Raw genomic sequence first — 25,090 nt, 5'->3', positions numbered from 1 at the left:
AGGGAGCCTATTTCGCTTCGTACCAGTTGCTGCCAAAACTTACCTCTGCTTTAAGCGGCACCGATAACTGCAATGCTCCACCCATTACTTCCGGCAAAAGCGTCTTCATAAGCTCCATTTCATCCTCTGGCACCTCGAATACAAGCTCATCATGTACCTGAAGCAACATACGGCTCTTTAGCCCACGCTCAAATAGAGCCTTGTCCATATGCACCATCGCCAGCTTAATAATATCAGCGGCAGTTCCTTGTATAGGTGTGTTCATTGCTGTACGTTCCGCAAAAGAACGTAGATTAAAGTTCTTCGCATTAATCTCAGGCAAGTAACGACGGCGTTCCAGCAGCGTGGTTACATAACCATGTTTCCTTGCATCAACTACAATATCATCCATATATCGACGTACACCTTGGTATACCTCAAAATACTGCTCAATAAATTGAGCGGCTTCTTTGCGAGGAATATTCAAGTTCTGCGACAGACCATAATCACTGATTCCGTACACGATACCAAAGTTAACGGCTTTAGCAGCACGACGCATATTGCTATCAACCTGATCGGCGGTAACTCCAAATACATCCATCGCTGTCTTCGTGTGAATATCCATATCATGGAGAAAAGCTTCCTTCATCCGCTCATCACCGGAGATGTGCGCAAGTACCCGTAGTTCAATCTGCGAATAGTCCGCCGCCAGAATGGACCAGCCCGGTTCGGATGGAACAAACACTTTACGGATTTTACGTCCTTCTTCTAAGCGGATTGGAATGTTCTGCAGGTTCGGAAATTGGCTGCTAAGCCGTCCTGTCGCAGCAATCGTCTGCCGATAGAATGTATGCACCTTCCCTGTTTTCGGGGAAATTTCCTTGAGTAGCCCCTCTACATAGGTGGATTGCAATTTGGCAATCGTGCGATATTGTAGAATCAAACGTACCACATCGTGATACGGTGCTAACTTTTCCAGCACCTCTGCGTCTGTTGAATATCCGGTCTTCGTCTTCTTGACGACAGGAAGACCCAGTTTTACAAATAAGATCTCGCCCAACTGCTTAGGTGAATTCAAATTAAACTCTGTGCCACAAATTTCATAAATTTCGGTGACCAGCTTTGAAATCTGAGCTTCGAATTCTTTTCCTAATTCTTTAAGATCCCCTTCGTTGACTGCAATCCCCTGTTTCTCCATATCCGCAAGAATACGTGATAATGGCATTTCGAGATCCTCGAACAGTCCGGTCATCGCCGTTTCAATCAATTCCTGCTGTTGTTTCTGGGCGATGCCAAGTACCGCAGCACTCTTACGTGCGACGTGATTTCCTAAGATTTCAAGCTCAGGAATCTTATATTTGGCGCCTTTACCAAATACATCTTCATCAGGTGACAATCTTGGCAAGCCGTATTTCGTAGCGAGATCGTTTAGGTTCTGATTAGCTTCCGTGGGATCCAGCAAATAAGCCGCTAGCTGCACATCATGGGCTGCACCTGCAAAAGCAATCCCCTGCCAATGCAGTGCCAAATCAGCACGGTGAAGATCATATCCGCTCTTCGGAGCCTTCTCATCTCCTAACCAGTCACGTAGCTTCGCAGCCGCTGGTTTCTGTAGTAATTCAAACGGCACATAATAATGTCGCTCCAGAGTAGATAGCCCTACCCCGATCACCTCGGCACGATGCGGATTATCCCCATTGGATTCTACATGCAGTGCCGAAATACTAGGGAGCGCTTCATTTAGCGCCTCAAGTTCATCTTCACTCACGATCGAAATATCGAGTGTAGCAGCTTCTACTTCCGCTGCACCCTCTTCTCCATCAGCTACTGGAGCATAGGCACTAAGTGACAACCTTTCCAGAAGTGATTTGAATTCTAATTTTGCGAGTGCGGGTCCTGCTGTATCCGCAGAAATTCCATTAAAGATCATATCTTCCCACGAATGCTCAAGAGGCACTTCACGATAGATGGTTGCCAGTTTCTTACTCATGACAGCGTCTTCCGCGTGTGCTTCCAGTTTTTCTTTCATTTTACCTTTAAGCTCACCGGTTCCTGCTAATACACCTTCAACCGATCCGAATTGATGCAACAGCTTGAGCGCTGTTTTCTCACCAACACCCGGAACGCCCGGAATGTTATCACTCGCATCACCCATCAGTCCCTTAAGGTCGATGATCTGCTCGGGTGTTAAATCATATTTCTCACGAATTTGTTCTGGTCCATAAAGCTCAACCTCAGTAACTCCTTTGCGGATCAACGCAACGGTCGTATGTTCGGAAGCCAATTGAAGCATATCCTTGTCTCCCGACACGATCATAACCTGCCGGCCTGCTTCATCTGCTTGGCGAGAAATGGTTCCAATAATATCATCGGCCTCATAATTGCCAATTTCAAACTGCGGTACACCCAGATTTCTGAGCAAATCTTTCAGCAGTGGAAACTGCTCGGAGAGCTCGGGAGGTGTCTTTTGCCGACCGCCTTTATAATCCTCATAACCTTCATGCCGAAATGTGACTTTTCCTGCATCGAAGGCAACAATCATATGTGTCGGCTTGTGTTCTTCAATTAAACGGAGCAGCATCGTTGTGAAACCGTACACCGCGTTCGTCTGTTGCCCTGCTGTATTCGTTAGCGGAGGCATCGCGAAAAATGCGCGGTAAATAATATTATTTCCATCTATAAGTATCAACTTGTCCATAGTGCACCTCGCCTTTTTCATGCTTACTTCTTACATCTTAACATATGGCCTGTCCAAGTAGAAACGGCTATACCAACTTAAACAATGGGATTAGCTGAAATGTTAGTAACATTAAGAGCTAATATGGGGGAATACAACAAGTAGCCGCCCTTATAAAAGGACGGCTACTTTCATTTACCTAAAAACACAAAAGATGTGAAGGTACGATAGTAATGGAGGAGAAGTTTGGAACTGTAGGAGCGAAGCGCCCGCCTTTGTCTCCGGATTTCAACCATAAAAAGCGGTATAAAATCAAGAAATCTGGAGACAACAGCGGCCGGAAGTCCAAACATTCTCCGCAGTTACGACAAGTACCAAACATCTTTTGAATCAAAACTATTCATTCAAATCTGGACGACTACCGGTAACCAGGTAAACTACGCTTTCACCAATGTTAGTAGCGTGATCGCCAATCCGTTCGATATATCGGCCTACCAGTGTCAATAACATAGCTTGGGATACTGTCTCCGGCTTTGTTACCATATAAGAATACAACTCATTGATCATCGCACCATACAATTGATCGACCTGATCATCATCCTGTGCCATTTTATAAGCCAGATCAGTGTTCTCATCCAGGTAAGACTGGATCGCCTCATCGATCATAATTGTCACGATTTCAGCCATACGAGGAATGTCTACAAGGGGCTTAATCAGCTGTTGGCCTTGAAGACGCATGGTCGCCTTAGCTACATCAATCGCCAGATCCCCCATGCGTTCCAAATCGCTTGATATTTTGAAGGCAACGATAATGCGGCGCAAATCTTTAGCTACGGGCTGCTGCGTAATAATTAAGCGTGAGCCAATTTCCATGATTTTATCTTCCATGGCATTCAGCTGTAAATCCGCTTCAACGACTTCCTGTGCGAGCGTTGTATCTAGATTTTGTAATGCATTAATTGCACCTTCAAGAGCATCCTTAACATGCTCACCCATCTGCTGCAGCAGACTGCGCAGCTCTTCCAAGTCTTTATCAAATTCTTTTCTGCGAATCATAATAAGAGCGATCCTCCTCATTAACGTATGGTCAGCTTGCCATTTCCAGGGACGAACACCCTTTTAAATCTGATCAGCCGAAACGTCCGGAAATATAATCTTCAGTGCGGGAATCTTTAGGGTTCGAGAAAAGCACCTCTGTGTCCGCCGCCTCTACAATTACACCATTTAAGAAAAACACGGTTCGACCGGATACACGTGCGGCCTGATGCATGTTATGAGTTACCATAACAATGGTATACTCACTTCTTAGTTCCTGAACAAGCTCTTCTATCTTGAGAGTGGATACAGGGTCGAGCGCAGAGGTTGCCTCATCCATTAGCAGAATATCAGGCTGTACCGCTAACGCTCTAGCAATACAAAGCCGCTGCTGCTGTCCACCAGACAAGCTAAGGGCAGATTTCTTCAGAAAATCTTTCACTTCCTCCCATAGGGCGGAGTGACGCAAGCTTTTTTCTACGATCTCATCCAGTTCACTTTTGGAACGGATGCCGTGTAAACGGGGACCGTAAGCTACATTGTCGTAAATCGACTTAGGAAAAGGATTCGGCTGTTGAAACACCATACCGACCTGCTTACGCAGGCTTTCCACCTCTACCTCATCACTATAAATATTTTTGCCACCGATGTTTACAGTTCCTTCTATACGTGTGCCAGGAATCATATCATTCATACGATTCAATGTGCGAAGCAACGTGGATTTCCCGCAACCGGAAGGTCCAATAAAAGCGGTAACCTGTTTCTCCGGGATTTGCAGATTCACATTCTTCAGTGCGTGGAACGACTCATAGTAGAGATCAAGATTCTCTATGTCAATGATGGATTTCATTAGTGTTTACGTCTCCTTCTCATCATCTTCGATCTCCATGATAAGCTTTTAGTGTAAATACAGTTGGAGAGAAATGTTAACGCAATGTAAAATCAGTGAGATGAATGGGTCCACATCACAGTATTTCCCCAGAAGCCAACTAGTACTCCGAGCATTTCTTATTTATGAAAAGTATAGAAAAAATAGAACTCCAGTCACTCTAAATGACCGGAGCTCTTTTTTTATTAACCACTAATTTATAGCCTACGCCTCGAATCGAATCGATATGAACGGATTCTGGATCCAGCTCAAGCTTTTTACGAAGTGAACTTACATGCACGTCCACCGTACGCTGCCCACCAATATAATCAAAGCCCCATACAGCATTCATGAGATCATCTCTCGTCAACACAACCCCTGGCTTACGAGCCAAATATAATAGCACTTCGAACTCTTTAGGCCGTAAGTTAATACTATGACCACCGAGGGAGACTTCATATCTCTCAGGGTAAATCTCTAATTGACCTAAAATAATGGTAGAAGCAGAGATAGGTGTTTCTGTCGGTGCTTCCTCAGCAAGTCCAGAAATCCTCCGAAGTACAGCACTTACTCTAGCGAGCAGTTCAGAGACGCCGAATGGTTTGGTTATATAATCATCAGCACCTGATTTCAGACCTCTAACAACATCTTCTTCCGCATTTTTGGCGGTCAACACAATAATAGGTGTACGGATACCTTGTCCACGCAATTTATCAAGGATGTCAATGCCATTCATACCTGGCAACATCAGATCTAATACGATCAAGTCAAAAGGTTCCCTCGTCGCACGATCATATCCTGCCGTACCATGATCCTCTACTGTTACCTCGTAACCTTCCTGCGTTAAGTTATAGGACAGCAGCCGGGCCAGTGTCGGTTCGTCTTCAATGACAAGCAATCGTTGAGCCATAGGTTCCCCCGTCTTCCATATAGTTTGATTTTTACAAAGCAACAACAAAACAATCATATCACCACAATGTTAACTTGGTGTAAAATCGATAAGGTGAATTTACAAAAATCTAATCCACCTTTTCTTCCTGCAAGAGCGGCAACTCAATAATAAATGAACTTCCGATCCCCAGATCACTTTTAACCGAAATCACACCATGGTGCAGATCTATCAAGTGCTTCACAATAGACAGTCCCAGCCCCGTTCCACCGGAACTTCTTGATCTTGCTTTATCCACTCGATAAAAACGTTCGAAAATGCGCGGCAGATCCTTTTTGGGAATTCCCATCCCTGTATCGGTAACGGTAAATTGGACATTCTCAGAACCATCTGGCTTCAGTATATTCTTAACGTAGACTTTTACGCTACCCCCTTCATGCGTGTAATTAATCGCATTGGAGAGCAGATTCATAAAAATTTGACGTAGTTTATCTTCATCGGCCTCAATGAACAGCTCCTCAGGAACCTCTACGTTAAGACTAATACTTTTCTTCTCAGCCACTTTGCTAATGGTTCCCAGCACGGAATCAAAGAATTCAATGATATGAACAGGTGAGCAATCGAGCTGCACACGTTTAGATTCGATTTTAGATAATTCCAGAATATCTCCAATCAATCGATTTAAGCGTTCGTTCTCATCATAAATAATTTGCAAGAAGGAACGGGCTGTCTTCTCATCCTTAACCCCACCACCCAGCAAGGTCTCGGCAAATCCTTTAACAGCGGCAACCGGCGTCTTCAATTCATGGGATACGTTAGCGACAAATTCACTTCGCATCCGCTCCAGGCGACGAATCTCTGTTACTTCCTGCAGCAGGAAGAGCATGCCTCTATACGTCCCGTCCTGGATCATAGGTACTGCGTCCATACGTACAATCCGCTCTCTCGGATTGTAAATACTTCGTTCTTCATGGAGCGGTTCTTTATTCGATACCCCTTCTTCAAGCAGACGTGTTAACTCATAATGACGCTTTAGCTCCTTGTACGAATGACCCGCCATTTCACTGTTGCTAACATCCAGCATCCGCTCTGAGGCTCGGTTCAGCAGGGCAATTTCTTCGTCCGCATTGATCATTATGATGCCGCCAGTCATATTGTCCAGTACGCTTTGCAGCAGATCCTCATTATCACGAATAGTCTTAAGCTGAGCTTGAAGACTGTCAGCCATGGCATTTATTGCTGTCGCCAGCTGCCCGACCTCATCTTTACGCTTCAAATGGACTCTTGCATCATAATCAAGATCTGTAATACGCCGCGCGACTCTCGTGATTTGTTCAAGCGGTGAAGTCATGCTCGATGCCACTTTGTAGCTGACAATAGTTGCTGCCAGGAACAAAATAACTAACCCCCCAGCCATAATCATCCAAGCACGGTTAAGCCCTTCCGTTACTGCATCCAGTCCCATAGAGACCCGAATGTAACCGTCAAAACCATGATCTGAGGTCACCCGCTCGGCTACATATAACATCTCGCGATCTAAAGTTTCGCTGTAACGAATGGCTCGTCCAGTCCCCTCTTTAGCCGCAACAATCTCCTCTTCACGATTGGCGTGATTGTCCATCTCCAGAGGATTTTTCTCTGAATCCCCTAAAACTTTGCCTGACTTACTAATAAAAGTAATCCGGGAATCCAGAAGCTTGGCGATATGCTCTGCCTGCTCCGTGTAATACGGAATGGAATTGGAGGCGTCCATATCTACAAATTCCAATGTACCTGCGAGTAGATTTATTTCCCGGGACATGTTCTCTTCGAGAGCAGCTATATGGGAGCTCTTAAACAGATGAGCCATCGTAAATCCAGTGCCAATCATGGAAATACCGATTAAGGCCATAAGTATAAACGTAAGACGAGCGCGAAACGGTTTCATCTGAAGTGTGCCTCTCCCTTTTTCATTGTATCTTTTATCCTAACTTCATTTTCATCAAAAAACCAGTGCGACTATTTTCGTGACATAAATCCCTACTATAATAGATTATATAAAAATAACAGCCCAAGTTGATTATCTCTGGACTGTTACTTTGTATTACTTTTGTAAAATATCATGATTTCATTCTATACAGGTTGCAAGAAACCACTGATTGCCCTGAGTATCTCTAATACCCGCTCCTCTTTCCCCATAAGGCTTATCTAATGGTTCTTCAATGATGGATGCCCCGGCATCCAAGCACTTACGAAAGGTCTCATCCACATTTCTTACATATAGATGAATAGCGAGCTGTACTGGTGAATATTTCTCATTAGCCTCGGAAACCTCGATGATCGAATCTCCTATTCTAAGTTCTGCATGTCTAATCTTGCCTTCATCATTCCGCAGCATATCATTAATTCTTGCATCAAAGCAGTTCACAACAAAATCAATCAATTGATCTGCACCAGCCACGATAAAATACGGAGTAACGTTAAGAAGACCATTTCTAATATAATGTGGCACCATTCGTAAACCTCCTTTAGACAAGCATAAACACCTTCGGCGTCCCTATCTATATAGACGCTAAGTGATTACACGAGGAATATAAGGATAAATTATAGCGTGGAACATATAAATTCTTATATTTTCGATAAAACCGGAGAAAAAGCCATAGCAGCGGATGTCCCCACTATATGACTATTTCACCGGACTGTACCCGACTTATTTAAATACAGGTTCTTTAAACTGAGTTAATTTTGCTGCGGAATCTTTCTCTACATCTGCGTGCAGACTGTTGCCATGGGCATCCATCGTTACAATAGCAGCGAAACCATCCACATCCAAATGCCACATTGCTTCAGGAATGCCAAATTCCATAAAATCAACAGCATTTACCTTCTTGATGCATTCCGCATAATACTGTGCAGCGCCACCAATCGCATTGAGATATACGCCCCCGTGCTCCTGAAGAGCTTTTAACGTTTTAGGACCCATTCCACCTTTTCCGATTACGGCACGAATTCCAAATTTTTTGATAATATCGCCTTGATAGGGCTCTTCACGGATACTAGTAGTCGGACCCGCTGCTTTAACATGCCAGCCTTCCTCGTCCTTCATCATTACAGGACCACAGTGATAGATAACTGCACCGTTCAAATCCACCGGAGCCTCATGATCCATTAGATATTTATGAAGTGCGTCGCGGCCCGTATGCATTTCACCGGATAAAATCACTACATCCCCAACTCGTAAACTACGGATATCCTCTTCACTAATCGGTGTAGTCAGGTGGACTTCGCGAGATCCAGTAGCTGCATTGTCTTCACCTGCATCCGCCACTTCCGTTTCCGACGCCTGGTCCCGTCCATCATCAACCGAAATCCCTGTACCACTCTCGTACAACCAGTCCTCTATATTTCCTGTTGACGGATCAACCAGCACACCTTGGCGACGGAAAGCCCAACAGTTGTAGGCAACAGATACGAAAAAGCTGGCTGGCAAACGATTCATTACGCCGACCTTACAACCAAGCAGCGAAACTTCCCCACCAAAGCCCATCGTTCCAATACCCAACTTATTGGCATTCTCCATGATATAGTCTTCCAGCTTGCTGAGATCCTCTATTGGATTAACATCTTCCACTTTGCGGAACAGCTGCTTCTTAGCCAGCTCATAGCCAGTTGTGCGGTCGCCGCCGATACCAACACCAATAAAACCAGCGCTACAGCCTTGCCCTTGTGCCTGATAAACAGCATGTAAAATACATTTACGAATTCCGTCCAGATCACGGCCTGCCTTGCCCAATCCTTCTAATTCTGCTGGAAGGCTGTATTGAATATTCTTATTCTCGCAGCCGCCACCCTTCAGAATCAGTCTGACATCTATTTTTTCCTCTTCCCATTGTTCAAAATGAATGACCGGTGTCCCTGCTCCCAAATTATCTCCGCTGTTCTCACCTGTCAATGAATCTACAGAATTTGGGCGAAGCTTACCATTCTTGGTCGCCCGTACAATGGCGTTGTGAATATCTTTTTTCATCTCAATCTGATTGATTCCCACAGGTGTGTGAATGATAAATGTAGGCATTCCCGTATCCTGACAGATCGGTGATACTTGCTGCTCAGCCATTCCGATATTTTGAGCAATCGTAGTTAACGCAAGACCTGACCGGGTAGCTCTGTCCTCTAGTGCGCGACCCTTGGCGACCGCCCGGCGTACATCACCCGGCAAGTTCGTGGACGTTTCAACAATTAGATTATAAATGCTGTCTTCAAAATGCTGCATATTCATTCAAGCTCCTCTCAGCAGATCCAGATTATCAAAAGTCTGATACAATTAGTATAATAATATCATACCTAGCAGCTCATGAAAGGGGTTACTTTAAAATTGAACTACCATTTTTCCGCCTATTTATATCGGCTTCAATATATTCAGCGCTGGAGCCTAATGCGCAGCACCGCACCTGAGAACGTTGCAGAGCATTCTTTCCATGTAGCTCTGCTCACACATATGCTCTGTTCCATTGGTAATATTCATTATGGACGTTCATTAAACGCTGAAAGAGCAGCAACTATGGCCCTGTTCCATGATGCCAGCGAAGTGTTCACGGGTGATATTGCCACACCAGTGAAATACAATAATCCTCGGCTACTTACCAACTTCCGCGAAATGGAAAGAATTGCTGCGGAACGCTTGACCGGTATGATTCCTCCCGAGCTTCAGGGCATTTACACGCAGCTCATGCAGCCAGAAGACAGTTCTCCCGATTCGGAGGACGTTCTCCTGCACAGCTACGTTAAAGCAGCCGATCGACTGGATGCTTACCTAAAGTGTGTCTGGGAGGTTGCTGCGGGCAACCGTGAATTCGCAGCGGCGAAAGAGCAGACAGGTGCGAAGCTACGCGGACTCGGCTTACAGGAAGTAGATTATTTCCTCACTCATATGGCTCCGAGTTTTGAAATGTCGCTCGATGAGCTGTCTGCTGGAAACTAAATCCCAAGATCAATACAAAAAGCTCTAATTCGGCTAACCCTGAATTAGAGCTTTTTATATAAGTATCTAGGTTTGGTTGGCTGAGCATCTACCCGTTTACGACCTCGCCACCATTTACATGGATAACCTGTCCGGTCACATAACTCGAATCATCGGAGGCTAGATATACATAAGCTGGGGCCAGCTCCTCCGGTTGTCCCGGTCGCTTCATAGGCTGCGTACCGCCGAACTCACTAACCTGTTTTGCATCAAAAGTAGATGGAATAAGCGGTGTCCAAATTGGACCCGGAGCAACGCCATTTACCCGAATGCCTTTCTCTGCCAGATTCGTAGATAAGGAACGCGTGAAGCTCAGAATGGCTCCTTTCGTTGAAGAGTAGTCCAGTAATTGTGGACTACCACGATAAGCGGTAATCGAAGTCGTATTAATGATTGCTGATCCTGCTTTCAGATGAGGCATAGCCGCTTTGGTCAAATAAAACATTGCAAAAATATTCGTACGGAATGTACGCTCTAGCTGCTCGGACGTAATATCCTCAATCTTAGCTTGTGGATGTTGCTCCGCCGCGTTATTGATGAGAATATCCAGTTTCCCGAGGCCCTCTACCGTCTGTTTAATGAGATCTTTACAGAAGGTTTCCACACCAATATCTCCTGGAATCAGAATGCATTTGCGACCTTCCTGCTCCACCTGGCGTTTCGTTTCCTCTGCATCAGAGTGTTCATTCAGATATGAAATAACTACATCGGCGCCTTCTTTTGCAAAAAGAACAGCCACTGCCCGTCCGATCCCGCTGTCTCCTCCAGTAATAAGTGCCGCCTTGCCCTGCAATTTACCTGCCGCCTTATAATTAGCCGGCTCATATTTCGGCAACGGCTTCATTTCGCTCTCAATTCCTGGCTGATGATGCTGTTCTTGCGGGGGTAAGGTTTTCGTAGCTTGCTTGTCGTTTGACATAATCCTAGCTCCTCTCGTTAAGTAATTGATAGTTAACTGATCGTCTTAGGATGGCTCAAGCGTATACGTTTATACGCCCGCTTTATCATTTTTTTAAATTGCTGTATGAAAAGTTACTTACCACAATGCAGGTAGAATCAAACAATCCGAAGTTTTTTTGAACACAAAAAAACCCGCTCTCCATTACGGAAGCGGGCTCATAGTGCTACAGATTAAATAATATCGTTAAATACCATGAAGAATACCATCAGCAGCAATGACACGGACAGTAGCGCACTAAGCGTACGCAATTTGCCTGTTTCTGCTTTGACATCACGGTTCTCACGAATTCCAGCAGCAGCAAGACGCAAAGGCTTGCTCATAATACCACCAAGCGCAAACATTGCTAGCAACAATACAACGATAATGATCATCCATGCTACAGAATAATCACCTTTGGTCATCATGTAACCACCTGTAAGTAGTTGAATCACTAAACCGTACTGTGCAAAGCGGTTAAATCCAGTAACTGCACTTAACGTACCTTCTTTTGCTGCAGGCGACAATTTTTCAGCACGACCGATGATGAAAGGCAGTACAAGGTAAAATCCTAGTGCCAGCGTCCCGATCATATGTAAGAAAAACAAAACGTTCCAATCCATATCATATCTCCTCCAATTTAACTGTGATAATAGTTACATATAATTATACCCATAATATTAGAATAAGAAAAGCAACTTAGGTGTCCATTCTTTGAAGTTGTTGATATAAAAAAAGAGAGAGCCCTTAAGCCATTTCACGGCCTTCGGGACCCTCCCCTTTCATTTGACACAATCTACACAGATAATATTGCTGTTACACTACGTACGGACTCTGCGGACTTATCTAAAGCCGCTTTCTCCTCAGCCGTAAGCTCCAGTTCAAAGATCTTCTCAATCCCATTCGCACCAAGAAGAGCTGGAACGCCCAGAAACAGATTGTCATAACCATATTCGCCTTCAAGCAAGGCAATAACCGGAATGATCCGTTTCTTATCCTTCAAGATCGCTTCCGTCATCTGAACTAAAGAGGCTGCAGGAGCATAATACGCACTACCATTTCCTAAAAGGTCAACGATTTCCCCGCCACCCACACGTGTACGCTTCACAATCTCCTCAATACGATCCGTAGGAATCAATGTATCGATCGGAATGCCTCCGACACTAGAATAACGAACGAGCGGTACCATATCATTGCCGTGTCCGCCTATTACGAAACCACGTACATCTTCAACGGATACGTTCAGCTCTTGTGCAATAAAAGTGCAGTAACGCGCTGTATCCAGCACGCCGGATTGTCCAATTACGCGGTTTTTCGGAAAGCCTAACGCTTCAAATGCAGCATAAGTCATCGCATCTACCGGATTACTCAAAATAATTACGATGGATTCCGGTGCTACATCTCTTACGTTCTCGCATACCGACTTTACAATCCCTGCATTGATATTCACAAGATCGTCGCGGCTCATCCCAGGTTTACGGGCAATCCCTGCAGTGATAATTACAATATCAGAATCTACAGCATCTTCATAACTTGAGGTTCCAATAATATGACTGTCGAATCTCTGCACAGGACCTGCTTCTTGCATGTCAAGCGCCTTACCCTTGGTTGGGTTCTCCATTTGTGGAATATCGAGCAGCACAACGTCTCCAAGTTCCTTTTGAGCTAACATAAGAGCTGTAGTAGCGCCGGTAAAACCGGCACCTACCACTGTAATTTTATAACGCTTGATCGCCACAGATTCGCCTCCTAGAAATGATAAAGGTAAGGCTAATGTTATCTGGCTAAGGCTAATCTAACCTATAGGTGGTTAATAATTTCGTCTGCAAATGCGGAGCATTTCAGCTCAGTTGCACCTTCCATCAGGCGGGCAAAGTCATAAGTCACGGTCTTATTGTTGATAGCAGTTTCCATACCTTTATAAATCAGGTCCGCTGCTTCCTGCCAGCCCAAGTGCTCCAAGAGCATTACGCCGGACAGAATGACAGAACCAGGATTCACAACGTCTTTGTCTGCATATTTAGGAGCTGTACCATGGGTAGCTTCAAAGATGGCGTGGCCAGTAATGTAGTTAATGTTCGCTCCAGGAGCGATGCCGATGCCGCCGATTTGTGCAGCCAGTGCGTCGGACAGGTAATCCCCGTTCAGGTTCAACGTAGCAATAACATCGAAATCAGTTGGACGAGTCAGAACTTGTTGCAGCGCGATATCCGCAATTGCATCCTTGATAATGATTTTGCCAGCAGCTTCAGCATCCTTCTGAGCAGCATTAGCGGCAGCCTCACCGTCACGTTCCTTAATCACATCATATTGACTCCAAGTGAAGACCTTATCTCCGAACTCTTGCTCAGCTACTTCATAACCCCAGTTTTTAAAGGCACCTTCAGTGAACTTCATGATGTTTCCTTTGTGAACAAGCGTTACACTCTTACGTCCGTGTTTGATTGCATATTCAATTGCAGCGCGCACCAAGCGCTTCGAACCTTCGGAGGATACCGGTTTGATACCAATACCAGAAGTTTCAGGGAAACGGATTTTGTTAACTCCCATCTCTTTTTGCAGGAATTCAATGACTTTCTTCACTTCAGCAGAGCCTTCTTGATATTCAATCCCTGCATAGATATCCTCTGTATTCTCACGGAAAATAACCATATCCACCAGCTCAGGACGTTTAACAGGAGAAGGTACACCTTGGAAATAACGAACTGGACGCAGACATACGTACAAATCCAATTCTTGACGCAAAGCTACATTCAATGAACGAATACCGCCTCCGATTGGAGTAGTAAGTGGTCCCTTGATCGCCACAAAATATTCGCGGATTGCTTCCAACGTATCATTTGGCAACCATTCACCATATGTATTGAAAGCTTTTTCGCCAGCAAATACTTCGTACCAAGCGATTTGCTTAGTGCCACCATAAGCTTTAGTTACTGCTGCATCAAGTACGCGCTTGGAAGCTTTCCAAATATCACGGCCTGTACCGTCACCCTCGATAAAAGGAATGATTGGATTATTCGGAACTTGTAGTTTTCCTTCTTTAATCGTGATTTGTTCGCCTTCTGTAGGTAGATCGAATTTTTCTAGTTTCAACATTTGAGTGTATTCCTCCTAAAGTTTTGTGGGATTTAAATAGCATTGACAAGCATCCAAGCATAAACGCCTTCGGCGTCCTTATAAGGACGGTAAGTGTTTAAGCGAGAAATATAAGACATAAAGTATCGTGTGAAACTTATACTTTCTTATATTCGAACAAAACTCTCATCATCATTAAAATCAAAAATTTAAAACACTATTGCTAGGGTTCATTCTACTAAACTTTAGGAGCAGCCCGCAAGGCTGCTCTTCTATCTTTCGTCTACTGGAACGTATTTCTGTTCAACCATACCCGTATATTCTGCACGTGGACGAATAATGCGGTTATCTGTATATTGCTCCAGAATATGCGCAGTCCAACCTGAAGTCCGGCTAATTGCAAAAATAGGAGTGAACAGTTCACGATCTATGCCTAGCTGTGTATAAACAGAAGCCGAATAGAAATCAACATTCGGTCTTAATCCCTTTTGCCCGGTAATCAATTGTTCAATATTTACGGACATGTCGTAAAGGGTGGTGTCATTTTTCATCGTGCCAAGCTCCAGCGACATTTTCATCAAATGTTTTGCACGTGGATCACCGTTCTTATATACTCGATGACCGAAGCCCATGATTTTCTCACGGTTATCCAGTTTCTTACGGATAAACGGTTCAACCGCTTCCAAACTTCCGATCTCCTCTAGCATCTTCATAACAGCTTCATTCGCCCCACCGTGAAGCGGGCCTTTGAGCGCACCAATAGCGGAGGTGACCCCAGAATAAATATCGGATAATGTCGCAACTGTAACCCGGCCAGCAAAAGTTGAAGCATTCAGCTCATGGTCCGCATGAAGAACAAGTGCGGTATCAAGTGCTTTGACAGATACGCTGTCCGGCTCTTTTCCCCACAGCATATACAGGAAGTTCTCAGCAATAGAAACGCCTTCTTTCGGAGCCACTGGTTCAAGCCCCTTGCGAATACGCGACAGTGCCGCCACAATTGTTGGGAGTTGTGCCTGCAGTTTTACCGCCTTAATCTCGTTCGCTTCTCTGCTCATATCGTCAGCCGCTTCATCATAGAGAGCAAGGCTTGATACAGCCGACCGCAATGCTGCCATGGTGTTGGCGTCTTTTGGATAGAGCTTCATTTGCTCGATTACCTGTTCAGGAATCTGTGCGAAGGCACTAAGATCCCGCTTGAGCGCTTCCAGCTCTGGCACCGTCGGCAGACTGCCGAACCATAACAAATAAGCTGTTTCTTCGAAGGTAGCATGTTCTGCAAGTTCATCAATATCATAACCGCGGTAAGTGAGTACACCATCCACAATAGAACTAATGGATGAAGTTGTTGCAACGATACCTTCCAAGCCTTTGGTAGCTGTCATAGCATATCTCTCCTTTGCCAACAAGGTATAAAAACAATCTTAGTTCCATGAAAACATTTCCAATTCAAAGCATTAAAAAATCTAATAAGTGCGTGTAAGAACATTTCCGTCAGGAATGCTGTATGACCAACATGCTTCGTATCTTTATTCATCATACTGGATTTTGTCGGTTATGTGAACAATGTGGAAGCTTTGGAGCGCATCAAATGATTTTATCAGAGAGATAGAAAAAAACTTCTAATCCTCTGATTCAATTTTTTCATTTCAGTTTACAGATTCCGGCCCATTCTAATATTTATCCCGCATTCTAGTCTTTAAATCGATCCTATGAATATATATGAAGACGAGCTCTTATTCCCCTGTCTATGCAGGAATGAAGAAGGTGTGGTCTCGGTATGGATCGTTTGGTATTAAAAAGACTGCTGCGCGGCCTGTGGGTCGTTCTAGCAACTTCCATCCTCCTGCTCGCAATCTATTTATTACTTCCGCTGTTATACCCCCTGTTGCTCGCTTGGCTGCTCGCATATATCATGCATCCATTAGTACTTATTCTTAAAGGCTTTAAATTACCAAGCTGGCTTGCGGTATCACTTGCACTGCTATTTTATATAGGCGGAATCACACTAGTCTTAACCGCGATGATTACAAGACTCGTAAAAGAATTAATCGTCTTGCTGCAAACCTTTAATCTCCACACCGACCAATGGAAGGATCTTCTGATGTCCTTAAGCCAGAATGCAAGCATTCAGAACATCATCAACCAGATTAATCAATTCTACCGAGACAATCCTGACTATCATGCTACGATTGACAGCAACATCAGCAGAACAACGGAAACTGTAGGTTACGCAGTCACGCAAGTGGTCACGGGATTTTTTAATGTAATATTGAAACTGATCTCCGCACTTCCTAGTTTGGGTACGATTCTTATCGTGGTTGTCCTTGCTGCCTTCTTCATTAGTACGAGTTGGGAGCGTCATAATGATAAACTTACAGGCTGGCTGCCGACAGTATTCCTAAAGCCTGTGTCAGATATCTGGAGAGATTTACGCAGAGCGCTCTTCGGTTATCTACGCGCCCAGGTCATCCTCATCTCAATCACAGCGATCATTGTAGTAATCGGGCTGCTGCTGCTGGGTGTGAAGTCTGCATTTGCTATCGGCTTAATGATTGGCTTTGTGGATCTACTACCTTATCTCGGTGTGGGAATTGTGATGCTGCCTTGGGCGTTATATTCTTATATGACGGACAATCTGGCACTAGGGATAGGACTATCCATACTTTACGCTGTTATTCTTATTACCCGGCAGGTGCTTGAGCCGAAAGTGCTCGCCAGCAGCATAGGACTCGATCCCCTTGCCATGTTAATTGGCATGTTCGCCGGTCTGCAGTTGTTCGGTATGCTAGGGCTGATCATCGGCCCCGTTGTCCTAGTAGTCCTTGTTGCCTTTAACCGAGCGGGTGTATTCCGAGCTTTGCACAGCTACATTGTTAGCGGCAGATTAAGATAGGAACCGATAATCATCAATTCGTAAAATAGCAAACAGAGCGGGCCCTTCAGCAATGACAGGGTCCGCTCTGTTATTGTTGTAAAAAGTATACTACCGACGGTAAAAGGTGAAGGTGCCATTCTTCATCTTCTTCTCAATCCACTTCAGCAAAAATATACGGTACAAAGGCCGAGTCAATGGAAATACTAGCGTGAAACCGACAATATCGGTTACGAAACCCGGCAATATCAGTAGCAATCCTCCGAAAAAAATACATAAACCATCCAGCATCGTCCGACCAGGAACGCGGCCCTCCTGCATATGTGTTCTGCTGTCCTGCAGCACCTTCTTACCTTCAAATCGCATCATTAGTAGACCGATTACTGAAGTGGTCAGCATAAGCAGCAACGTTTTAAATGCTCCAAGTTGATCTGCTACGTAGATAAAACCGAATAATTCCACAGCAGGAATAATAAATAGTCCAGCCCATAACCATTTGCTTCTAATCATACTGAACCCCCTTCTTCCCGCAGCGCCTCTTTTATTGCGTGAAAGAGCTCTGGAAGGGCTCTATCCAGCCTAGCAGGCCTCCATTCCTGGTTCACCCAAACATGACTTGTCGTGCCGGTAACCAGCAGCTCCCCAGGTGGATCCATCGACCGCAACTCCCCTAGAGTAGCCAATAAATCTTCTGAATTTCCACCTTCTTCTTCCGAAAGCCTCCGCACTTGATACTCAAATACGACTCGTAACGCTGAGAAGGTAGTCATTCGCGCATACACGGAGATAAGATCATCATATCGCGCCGGACTTTTAAATTGCAAATCTGCTGAGGTGACAGGAAGTAGGACGCCTTGTTTCTCAAGTTCGCGATAAGTAAAACCAACCTGACGAAACATCTCCGTACGACCAGACTCAAACCAGTTCAAATAATTCGCATGATACACGACACCCATCTGATCACTTTCCTGATAGCGAACACGCAGGGTCGACTTATACCATCGGCTGGGCAAGCCAGCTCGTTCTAATTCCATCTATAAATACTCCTTTCAGCATAGCAGCAGGGAAGCGTTAAGCCTGGGCCCCGCCTGAAGATAGCGTCGTCGATAATTTGCGCCGAGAGTTTCTGGCAACATAGAACAGCAGCATTGCTCCTGCTATAGAGCTCAACATACAAGACAGATTCATTACTTCTACCCCGCCTTGATTGAGCAAGAATCCATTCAGTAAATTACCGACAATGCCAGAAAAACCTGCAAACACCATATTAAATACACTTTGGCCAGTGGCCTGCATCTCGTTAGACGTGATCTGAGATACATATTCGACTGCAGCAATATAAAAGAACCCAAATGAAAGACCATGCAGCACTTGCACTCCGATCATTACCGATGGATAAGGAAAAGCAACCTGAATACCCCACCGCAAAACATAAATAAGAGCCCCAAGGAGCAAGGTCCGCTCACGACCCAACCTCTTAATCACCTTAGAAGCAAACAGCATGGAAGGCACATTCGTCACCGATGCGAGAAAGAGCGCAATCCCTGCATAGCGCGTAGACCCTCCTACCGATTGAAAAGCGATTACAAAGTATGTACCAAAAGCAGCCATCGTCTGGTTCACAAGAAAGCTGCCACCCAAAAACGCAAGGAAGACCCGATTCCCCAGCAGTTGTCTTACCCCCTGAGTAAACGATTGCCTCATCATATGATTCTCTTCCGCCTGCTTCGGCAATGTAAACGCAATAAGGACTGCAATCAGATTAAAAAAGAGAAAAGGTAGCCATATCGTGGATACAGAGAAGGTAGATACGTACACCCCTCCTGCATAAGCTCCCAGAGCCGCTCCAATGCTCATCATAAGCCGGATGCTACCGTAAGTGGCTCCGGCTCTATTCGCCGCCGAGATCGCGTAAGAATCGGCTATAGGAGCCTGTGTAGAGGAGAAGATCGTTGAGCACGTATACACCAGAAGAAGTACAATGAAATATTCCGAACGATAAAAGACGGCTAGTAAGGCCGGAACCGCCACACTTAGGATTAGTACTAAACGCGTCTGATTATACCGATCAGAGATAATCCCCCACATCGGCTGAATGGTGATTGCAACTAGCGTGCCTGTTGCCATTAGTATACCTATCTGTCCACTGTTAAGTCCATTATGGACCAGCAGCAGCGAAAGATAAGAGCCAAATGAACCGCCGGCCAATCCTAAAAATAGATAAAAGCCGCGCAGCTTCGATAATTTTTCCATTTGTACTATGAGTCCTCCAGCTTTATATTTTTATATTTTAACAGAATACCCGTACTTCATATGTAATCATCGCATTTAATATAGCAGTACTATAAAGGCGGTGGACAAGTTGAGCATAAAATATAACTCTCTCATGGTAAATCATCCTTGTCTAACAGACAAATCTAATGCGAGCAATAGACAAAGTTCTGCTTTTGGCTGGTCATCTAAGAACTGGAGTGGCTACACTGTTACTGGTAGAAAAGGTGCCTTCAATCGCATTTCCGGTGAATGGACCGTCCCATACGTAAAACCAACCCACAAATCCACCTATTCCTCCGCATGGATTGGCATCGACGGCTTCAAGAACAGTAACCTTATTCAGACGGGAACAGGTCATGAATTCGTAAATGGGATTGCCCGTTATTACGCCTGGTGGGAAATACTACCTGACGTCGAGACCGTAATCCCTTTTCCAGTATACCCTGGAGATCATATGAAGGGTACTATCACAAAAATAAACCACACGAAGTGGTCTATCACACTCCGGAATTTAAGCCGAAATTGGACCTTCCGAACGCTTCAGCGATATACTGGTCCGCAGACCTCCGGCGAATGGATTATGGAGGCTCCTGAGGTCGATGGTTCCATCGCAAAGCTGGCCCGCGTTGGCACTACCTATTTCAACTGCTGCCGAATCAATGGAAAACGACCTAGGTTAACTCTTTCTAATGGAGGGATCATGGTCCAGAATAACACCACTGTTGCGGTTCCTTCCAGTCCAAGCCCTCGAGGGGACTCTTTTAGCGTCAAACGTATATACTAACAGCATAAATGGATTCAGCACAAAAAAAAGAGCTGCCTCGTTTGTAGATTTTCACTACATCTGAGACAGCTCTTCTATTTTGAGTAAAATCTACGAATCAGGCAAAGCACAGTCGAGTACTACTCGATTGTGCTTACTTTTACCAAGTTAGTGGAACCGGAACGTCCAAGTGGAATTCCTGCAGTAATCACAACTAGGTCGCCAGCCTGAACCAGACCGGAATCCTTACCACCTTGGATTGCTGTTTCAAGCAATTCATCTGTGGAAGTAGCTACTTTACCGAATACTGGCGTTACGCCCCAAACGAGGGACAATTGACGCATAGTTCTTTCTTGTGTCGTAACAGCAATGATTGGTGCTTTAGGACGGTATTTGGAAACAACGCGTGCAGTATGACCTGTAACAGTCGAAGAAAGAATAGCCTTAGCGTTCAGATCCAAAGCAGAAATTGCAACGGATTGGCTGATAGCTTCTGTAACTGTAGTTTCTTGTAAAGTTTGTTGTTTTGAGAAAATTTCACGGTGGTCCAAAGCGGACTCCGCTTTCTCAGCAATACGGGACATTGTAAGAACGGATTCTACTGGATATTTACCAGCAGCAGTTTCTCCGGAAAGCATGATTGCATCTGTTCCGTCGAAAATAGCGTTTGCTACGTCACTTGCTTCAGCGCGAGTAGGACGTGGGTTACGTTGCATAGAATCCAGCATTTGTGTAGCTGTGATTACTGGTTTGCCAGCAACGTTACATTTTTGAATCATCAATTTTTGAGCCAAAGGTACATCTTCAGCTGGAATTTCAACACCAAGGTCACCACGAGCAACCATCAGGCCATCGGAAGCTTCTAAAATTTCATCAAGGTTGTCAACACCTTGTTGGTTTTCGATTTTGGAAATGATTTGAATGTGAGAAGCGTTGTTTTTCGAAAGCAGCTCACGAATTTCCTGAACGTCGCTAGCTTTGCGAACGAAGGAAGCGGCGATAAAATCGATGTCCTGTTCGATACCAAAAAGAATATCGTTGGTGTCTTTTTCCGTAATACCCGGCAAGGAGATGTTTACTCCTGGTACGTTAACGCCCTTCTTGCTCTTGATCGTACCACCGTTTACAATACGGGTCTTGATTTCAGTTCCTTGAATGTCGACAACTGTCAAACCAATCAGACCGTCATCAATAAGGATGGTGGAGCCTACTTGAACATCATTAGGAAGCTCGCTGTACGTGATGGAAATACGTTCTTGGGTGCCAAGGATTTCTTCCGTAGTTAGTGTCAGGTACTCGTCCTGAACTAGTTCAATCGGTTCTACTTCCAACTTGCCTGTGCGAATCTCCGGTCCTTTTGTATCGAGCAGGATAGCAACAGTTTTGTTCAGTTCCTTAGATGCTTGACGGATCGTTTTAATCCGAGCACCATGCTCTTCAAAATCGCCGTGGGAGAAATTCAAACGGGCCACATTCATACCAGCCAAAATCAATTTTTTGATATTCTCCAACGATTCACTCGCAGGTCCGATCGTACATACAATTTTACTTTTCCGCATTAGGTTTTCCTCCGTTTTTTCGTTCTCTCTGTCTCACTTTTTCCAACTACAAAATCTACTACAAGGCTAACTAATTAAATAGGAACTTTGTCACATGTGCCTTTAACTACGCCCTTATGAATATTACTGCAACTTAGACACAAAATCAATGTTGTAGGCTCTTTTAGATGTAATTTGAGCTCGAATTATCTGAACGCACAAAAAAAATTAAAATAATCCCGGCATTGCGTCGAGATTATTTTAATTCCAATAAAATGTATAATTTACACTTAATTCAATATGGTCCACTAAGTATGGTTATATGTCTTAAAGTGCAAATGGAAAGGCACTATTCACACTTCAGATTCCACTTCTTCTTCAAGGAAAATCTGCTCCTGCTGGACTTCAGCAAACTCACCAATTTTACGGAATTTACGATAACGATCTTCTTTCAATTCCGCTCTATCCAGAGGAATTAGCTCCTGCAAGTGACGCCATAATGCATCCTTAATTGCAGCTGCCGTAGCTTCGTAATCACGATGTGCGCCGCCTTTTGGCTCAGGAACAATCTCTTCGATGACTTCCATTTCAAGCAGATCAGATGCCGTTATCTTCATGGCTTCTGCCGCTTGATCAGCCTTCGAAGCATCCTTCCATAGAATTGATGCAGCACCGTTAGGAGATATCGCCGAATAAATGGCATGTTCCAGCATAAGCACTCTATTACCAACTGCCAGTGCTAATGCGCCCCCACTTCCGCCTTCACCGATAACCACACAGATTACAGGAACACCAAACTGAGACATCTCGCGTAAATTACGGGCAATTGCTTCGGATTGTCCTCTTTCCTCAGCTGTATTGCCTGGATATGCACCTTTAGTATCTACAAAGGTTATAATGGGACGATTGAACTTGTCCGCTTGCTGCATCAGACGCAGTGACTTACGGAAGCCCTCAGGGTGTGCACTGCCGAAAAAGCGTAAAATATTCTCCTTCGTATCTTTACCGCGCTGCTGGCCAATGACCGTAACCGGGACGCCGTTAAGTTTAGCGATACCGCCTACAATTGCAAGATCATCCCCAAACATTCGATCCCCGTGAAGCTCGATAAAATCTGTGAAGATCTGCCCCATAAGATCAAGAGAAGTCGGACGTCCTTGATGTCTAGCTAGATGCATTTTTTGGGAAGGCGAGATATTAGAATAAACTTCCTCCTCTAGCACACGGTACCGTTCTTCCAGTCTTGCTACCTCATCCGTAAAATCAATACTTTTCTCTTCGCCAAACTGCTTTAGCTCGGCAATTTTCTTGCGCATTTCAACCAGAGGCATTTCAAAAGGCAACTCTCCTGCCAACCTAAAATCCCCCTTTCACATCATGCAATTCCAAAATTTTGGTCAGTGTGGCGCGCATTTCTTTACGGTGCACAACCATATCAATCAAGCCATGCTGCAGATTAAATTCAGCCGTCTGGAAATCATCCGGAAGCTTTTGGCGAATTGTCTGTTCAATGACTATACGTCCTGCGAAACCGAATACCGCCCCAGGCTCAGCAATAATAATATCGCCAAGACTAGCAAAACTCGCAGATACTCCGCCAGTTGTCGGATCCGTAATTATAGAAATATAAAGGCCGCCCACTTCGTTGAAACGAGCAAGCGCTGCACTGGTCTTCGCCATTTGCATAAGACTTAGAATACTCTCCTGCATTCTCGCTCCGCCAGAAGTAGAGAAAATAAGGAGTGGAAGCTGCTTCTCCGTGGCTTCTTCAATCGCCCGGGTAATCTTCTCACCAACTACAGATCCCATACTGCCGGAGAAAAATTCGAAATTCATCACAGCTACGATCACTGGATGTCCGCCAATAGATCCCTGCCCCGTAATCACGGCATCAGTTTGTCCCGATTTTAGTTGCTGTTGCTCCAGTTTAGAGGCATAACCCGGGAATTTCAGCGGATCTATAGAATACATTTCACTATCAAACTCAATAAAGCCCTCTGGGTCTAACGTCATAGCAATACGCTCTACGGCGTTCAAGCGCAAATGATGACCACAAGTAGGACATACTTTTAGATTCTTTTCCAATTCCTTGCTATACTGGATCGTTCCGCATTTATTACATTTACTCATTAATCCTTCTGGAATTTCCCGTTTGGGGCGTTCGCCTTCTGCAGGCACGCCGCTTCGCTCCAGACGTTCTGAAGGAATAGTCGCGTACTTCCGTTTCTTCTGAAATAAATCTTTGAACACACCCGCACCTCTTCAGCCGTTTATTTGCGTTATGCAGCTTGCCGCTGTCATGACTTTTCTCTTGATAGAAATTCAGGGATGCAGAATAAGATTAAGGACTTCCTGTACTTCCTCCAGTTCACCTGAAGGAACCAATATCTCAAACTGCTGCTTGGACATATTGATTGGACGGCATTTTACTAAAAAACCTTCTTCAGTCAGCTTACTCTTAATCATATCCGCCACTTTGGCGGTCGGCGCGATATATATTACCGTCCACATGCCTTGCAAGGCCTCCCCAATCTTAATTCCCAGCCGTATCCCGTATAATGGAATTATGATAACACAGTTTTCTTTTTTCCCGCAACAGGCGTAGGGCAAAGGAAGCAAGACTGAGGAACTCGTTCAAACGAAATGAATCGGGTCATTTATTCCGTATCCGTGACCAGAGGATATACTTTTGCCCCTTCCTGCCGATGAGCGATTCTAGCAGAAGCAGCTGCAGCGATACCCGCTACTAAGTCATCCAAGAACACGTGAATCCTCCCCTTATCATCGTTCAATTCACCAATGATTCCAAGCTTTATTTTGTCCAAGTACCCAAATCCTGTAAGTCCGATCATCCCATATACCCCTGTGATGCCAAGGGCTAGAGTCTCGTCCGCTCCATAAAGTGATTCATCCGCTTCCATTACTGCCTGGAGCGGCTGCGGAAGCAGTCTTTTCTCTGCCAGCTCATCAAGTGCGATCCCCGTCATTAACGTGTACTGCACTTCTCTTTTTCCCAATACAGATTTCACACTGGAAAGGCATTCTTCCTTGGATAAACCGGGATAATAGACCGATTGTAAAATATATACGATTTCAGCAATGGAAGAAAGTGATACGCCTCTACGTTCCAACAGATCAACTGCCATTTGATAGGACATGATGTGATTCCCCTTTCCGCCCA

23 protein-coding genes are annotated in these 25,090 nt (G+C 44.7%); 3 read left to right on the top strand and 20 right to left on the bottom strand.

All coding sequences use genetic code 11. The features are described from left to right. Positions 1-7: 7 nt before the first annotated feature. The 7 genes from polA to H70737_RS09005 form a co-directional block, all read right to left on the bottom strand. Positions 8-2,677 (bottom strand): DNA polymerase I, encoded by a 2,670-nt coding sequence (gene polA, locus H70737_RS09035; RefSeq protein ID WP_042186549.1) that lies wholly within the window; start codon positions 2,675-2,677, stop codon positions 8-10. Positions 2,678-3,052: 375 nt separating this feature from the next. Next, positions 3,053-3,712 carry a phosphate signaling complex protein PhoU gene (gene phoU, locus H70737_RS09030; protein WP_042186547.1) on the bottom strand — a complete coding sequence of 220 codons (660 nt, stop codon included), beginning with the start codon at positions 3,710-3,712 and terminating at the stop codon, positions 3,053-3,055. 73 nt (positions 3,713-3,785) lie between these two features. Then, entirely contained in the window at positions 3,786-4,541 is a 756-nt protein-coding gene (pstB, locus tag H70737_RS09025; RefSeq protein WP_042186541.1) for a phosphate ABC transporter ATP-binding protein PstB, read from the bottom strand. A gap of 199 nt (positions 4,542-4,740) precedes the next feature. Next, a complete protein-coding gene (locus H70737_RS09020) occupies positions 4,741-5,469 on the bottom strand; it encodes a response regulator transcription factor (protein WP_042125998.1) in 729 nt (242 codons plus the stop codon). Positions 5,470-5,578: 109 nt separating this feature from the next. Beyond that, positions 5,579-7,375 carry a two-component system histidine kinase PnpS gene (gene pnpS / locus H70737_RS09015; protein WP_042186539.1) on the bottom strand — a complete coding sequence of 599 codons (1,797 nt, stop codon included), beginning with the start codon at positions 7,373-7,375 and terminating at the stop codon, positions 5,579-5,581. Positions 7,376-7,555: 180 nt separating this feature from the next. Then, entirely contained in the window at positions 7,556-7,942 is a 387-nt protein-coding gene (locus tag H70737_RS09010; RefSeq protein ID WP_042186537.1) for a VOC family protein, read from the bottom strand. A gap of 195 nt (positions 7,943-8,137) precedes the next feature. Then, entirely contained in the window at positions 8,138-9,700 is a 1,563-nt protein-coding gene (locus H70737_RS09005) for a fumarate hydratase (RefSeq protein ID WP_042193545.1), read from the bottom strand. A 102-nt stretch (positions 9,701-9,802) separates the two neighbouring features. Between H70737_RS09005 and yfbR the strand changes: the two genes are divergently transcribed. Continuing rightward, the gene (gene yfbR / locus H70737_RS09000; protein ID WP_156113086.1) at positions 9,803-10,408 is read left to right on the top strand and encodes a 5'-deoxynucleotidase; all 606 of its coding nucleotides are present in this window, start codon (positions 9,803-9,805) and stop codon (positions 10,406-10,408) included. An 88-nt stretch (positions 10,409-10,496) separates the two neighbouring features. Here yfbR and H70737_RS08995 read toward each other — a convergent pair whose 3' ends face one another. The 5 genes from H70737_RS08995 to H70737_RS08975 all read right to left on the bottom strand — a co-directional run bounded on the left by H70737_RS08995 (position 10,497) and on the right by H70737_RS08975 (position 15,844). After that, a complete protein-coding gene (locus H70737_RS08995; RefSeq protein ID WP_042186532.1) occupies positions 10,497-11,366 on the bottom strand; it encodes an SDR family oxidoreductase in 870 nt (289 codons plus the stop codon). Between the two features lie 212 nt (positions 11,367-11,578). Next, positions 11,579-12,007: a hypothetical protein gene (locus tag H70737_RS08990; protein WP_042125989.1), complete on the bottom strand. Its 429-nt coding sequence runs from the start codon at positions 12,005-12,007 to the stop codon at positions 11,579-11,581. A 173-nt stretch (positions 12,008-12,180) separates the two neighbouring features. Beyond that, positions 12,181-13,122, bottom strand: coding sequence for a malate dehydrogenase (gene mdh, locus H70737_RS08985; protein ID WP_042186530.1), 942 nt, complete (start codon positions 13,120-13,122; stop codon positions 12,181-12,183). Between the two features lie 62 nt (positions 13,123-13,184). Then, positions 13,185-14,480: an NADP-dependent isocitrate dehydrogenase gene (icd, locus tag H70737_RS08980; protein ID WP_042125986.1), complete on the bottom strand. Its 1,296-nt coding sequence runs from the start codon at positions 14,478-14,480 to the stop codon at positions 13,185-13,187. Positions 14,481-14,731: 251 nt separating this feature from the next. Next, positions 14,732-15,844, bottom strand: a complete 1,113-nt coding sequence (locus H70737_RS08975; RefSeq protein WP_042186527.1) for a citrate/2-methylcitrate synthase — start codon at positions 15,842-15,844, stop codon at positions 14,732-14,734. A 395-nt stretch (positions 15,845-16,239) separates the two neighbouring features. Here H70737_RS08975 and ytvI point away from each other — a divergent pair, with 395 nt between their 5' ends. Beyond that, complete coding sequence (gene ytvI / locus H70737_RS08970; protein ID WP_042186525.1) at positions 16,240-17,355, top strand: sporulation integral membrane protein YtvI; 1,116 nt, start codon at positions 16,240-16,242, stop codon at positions 17,353-17,355. 90 nt (positions 17,356-17,445) lie between these two features. On the opposite strand, the gene H70737_RS08965 is transcribed toward ytvI, so the two are convergent. The 3 genes from H70737_RS08965 to H70737_RS08955 are packed head-to-tail and all read right to left on the bottom strand — an operon-like array spanning position 17,446 to position 19,587. Continuing rightward, positions 17,446-17,844 (bottom strand): FxsA family protein, encoded by a 399-nt coding sequence (locus H70737_RS08965; RefSeq protein ID WP_042186523.1) that lies wholly within the window; start codon positions 17,842-17,844, stop codon positions 17,446-17,448. Beyond that, positions 17,841-18,368 (bottom strand): acyl-CoA thioesterase, encoded by a 528-nt coding sequence (locus H70737_RS08960; RefSeq protein WP_042186522.1) that lies wholly within the window; start codon positions 18,366-18,368, stop codon positions 17,841-17,843. Before H70737_RS08960 ends, H70737_RS08965 begins: the two co-directional genes overlap by 4 nt. Positions 18,369-18,405: 37 nt before the next feature. After that, positions 18,406-19,587, bottom strand: coding sequence for an MFS transporter (locus tag H70737_RS08955; RefSeq protein ID WP_042186520.1), 1,182 nt, complete (start codon positions 19,585-19,587; stop codon positions 18,406-18,408). Between the two features lie 109 nt (positions 19,588-19,696). Here H70737_RS08955 and H70737_RS08950 point away from each other — a divergent pair, with 109 nt between their 5' ends. Then, positions 19,697-20,392 carry a G1 family glutamic endopeptidase gene (locus H70737_RS08950; RefSeq protein WP_231573410.1) on the top strand — a complete coding sequence of 232 codons (696 nt, stop codon included), beginning with the start codon at positions 19,697-19,699 and terminating at the stop codon, positions 20,390-20,392. A 119-nt stretch (positions 20,393-20,511) separates the two neighbouring features. Here the strand turns inward: H70737_RS08950 and pyk are convergent, their stop codons facing one another. From pyk to H70737_RS08925, 5 genes are all read right to left on the bottom strand, one after another. After that, positions 20,512-21,930, bottom strand: coding sequence for a pyruvate kinase (gene pyk, locus H70737_RS08945; protein WP_042186514.1), 1,419 nt, complete (start codon positions 21,928-21,930; stop codon positions 20,512-20,514). A gap of 332 nt (positions 21,931-22,262) precedes the next feature. Further along, on the bottom strand, positions 22,263-23,264 hold the full coding sequence (locus H70737_RS08940) for an acetyl-CoA carboxylase carboxyltransferase subunit alpha (RefSeq protein ID WP_042186511.1): 1,002 nt from the start codon (positions 23,262-23,264) through the stop codon (positions 22,263-22,265). A gap of 1 nt (position 23,265) precedes the next feature. Further along, positions 23,266-24,159 carry an acetyl-CoA carboxylase, carboxyltransferase subunit beta gene (accD, locus tag H70737_RS08935; RefSeq protein ID WP_042186509.1) on the bottom strand — a complete coding sequence of 298 codons (894 nt, stop codon included), beginning with the start codon at positions 24,157-24,159 and terminating at the stop codon, positions 23,266-23,268. A gap of 72 nt (positions 24,160-24,231) precedes the next feature. Continuing rightward, complete coding sequence (locus tag H70737_RS08930) at positions 24,232-24,420, bottom strand: hypothetical protein (protein WP_042125966.1); 189 nt, start codon at positions 24,418-24,420, stop codon at positions 24,232-24,234. Between the two features lie 146 nt (positions 24,421-24,566). Then, the gene (locus H70737_RS08925) at positions 24,567-25,067 is read right to left on the bottom strand and encodes a phosphatidylglycerophosphatase A family protein (RefSeq protein WP_042186505.1); all 501 of its coding nucleotides are present in this window, start codon (positions 25,065-25,067) and stop codon (positions 24,567-24,569) included. Positions 25,068-25,090: the final 23 nt, after the last annotated feature.

Origin of the sequence: Paenibacillus sp. FSL H7-0737 (assembly GCF_000758545.1) — a bacterium.
Taxonomy (GTDB): Bacteria; Bacillota; Bacilli; order Paenibacillales; family Paenibacillaceae; genus Paenibacillus_AQ.
This window is presented reverse-complemented; position numbering and strand designations above follow the sequence as displayed.

Bases quoted from the DNA above. Each gene is read 5' to 3' on its own strand.
- H70737_RS08990 (WP_042125989.1), bottom strand. From the start codon at position 12,007: ATGGATTGGAACGTTTTGTTTTTCTTACATATGATCGGGACGCTGGCA.
- H70737_RS08960 (WP_042186522.1), bottom strand. From the start codon at position 18,368: ATGGAATTAGAACGAGCTGGCTTGCCCAGCCGATGGTATAAGTCGACC.
- ytvI (WP_042186525.1), top strand. From the start codon at position 16,240: ATGGATCGTTTGGTATTAAAAAGACTGCTGCGCGGCCTGTGGGTCGTT.
- H70737_RS08995 (WP_042186532.1), bottom strand. From the start codon at position 11,366: ATGTCAAACGACAAGCAAGCTACGAAAACCTTACCCCCGCAAGAACAG.
- icd (WP_042125986.1), bottom strand. From the start codon at position 14,480: ATGTTGAAACTAGAAAAATTCGATCTACCTACAGAAGGCGAACAAATC.
- H70737_RS09005 (WP_042193545.1), bottom strand. From the start codon at position 9,700: ATGCAGCATTTTGAAGACAGCATTTATAATCTAATTGTTGAAACGTCC.
- H70737_RS08965 (WP_042186523.1), bottom strand. From the start codon at position 17,844: ATGATTAGAAGCAAATGGTTATGGGCTGGACTATTTATTATTCCTGCT.
- phoU (WP_042186547.1), bottom strand. From the start codon at position 3,712: ATGATTCGCAGAAAAGAATTTGATAAAGACTTGGAAGAGCTGCGCAGT.
- H70737_RS08925 (WP_042186505.1), bottom strand. From the start codon at position 25,067: ATGTCCTATCAAATGGCAGTTGATCTGTTGGAACGTAGAGGCGTATCA.
- H70737_RS08930 (WP_042125966.1), bottom strand. From the start codon at position 24,420: ATGTGGACGGTAATATATATCGCGCCGACCGCCAAAGTGGCGGATATG.
- pnpS (WP_042186539.1), bottom strand. From the start codon at position 7,375: ATGAAACCGTTTCGCGCTCGTCTTACGTTTATACTTATGGCCTTAATC.
- H70737_RS09010 (WP_042186537.1), bottom strand. From the start codon at position 7,942: ATGGTGCCACATTATATTAGAAATGGTCTTCTTAACGTTACTCCGTAT.
- H70737_RS09020 (WP_042125998.1), bottom strand. From the start codon at position 5,469: ATGGCTCAACGATTGCTTGTCATTGAAGACGAACCGACACTGGCCCGG.
- H70737_RS08955 (WP_042186520.1), bottom strand. From the start codon at position 19,587: ATGGAAAAATTATCGAAGCTGCGCGGCTTTTATCTATTTTTAGGATTG.
- polA (WP_042186549.1), bottom strand. From the start codon at position 2,677: ATGGACAAGTTGATACTTATAGATGGAAATAATATTATTTACCGCGCA.
- H70737_RS08975 (WP_042186527.1), bottom strand. From the start codon at position 15,844: ATGACAGCTACCAAAGGCTTGGAAGGTATCGTTGCAACAACTTCATCC.
- pstB (WP_042186541.1), bottom strand. From the start codon at position 4,541: ATGAAATCCATCATTGACATAGAGAATCTTGATCTCTACTATGAGTCG.
- pyk (WP_042186514.1), bottom strand. From the start codon at position 21,930: ATGCGGAAAAGTAAAATTGTATGTACGATCGGACCTGCGAGTGAATCG.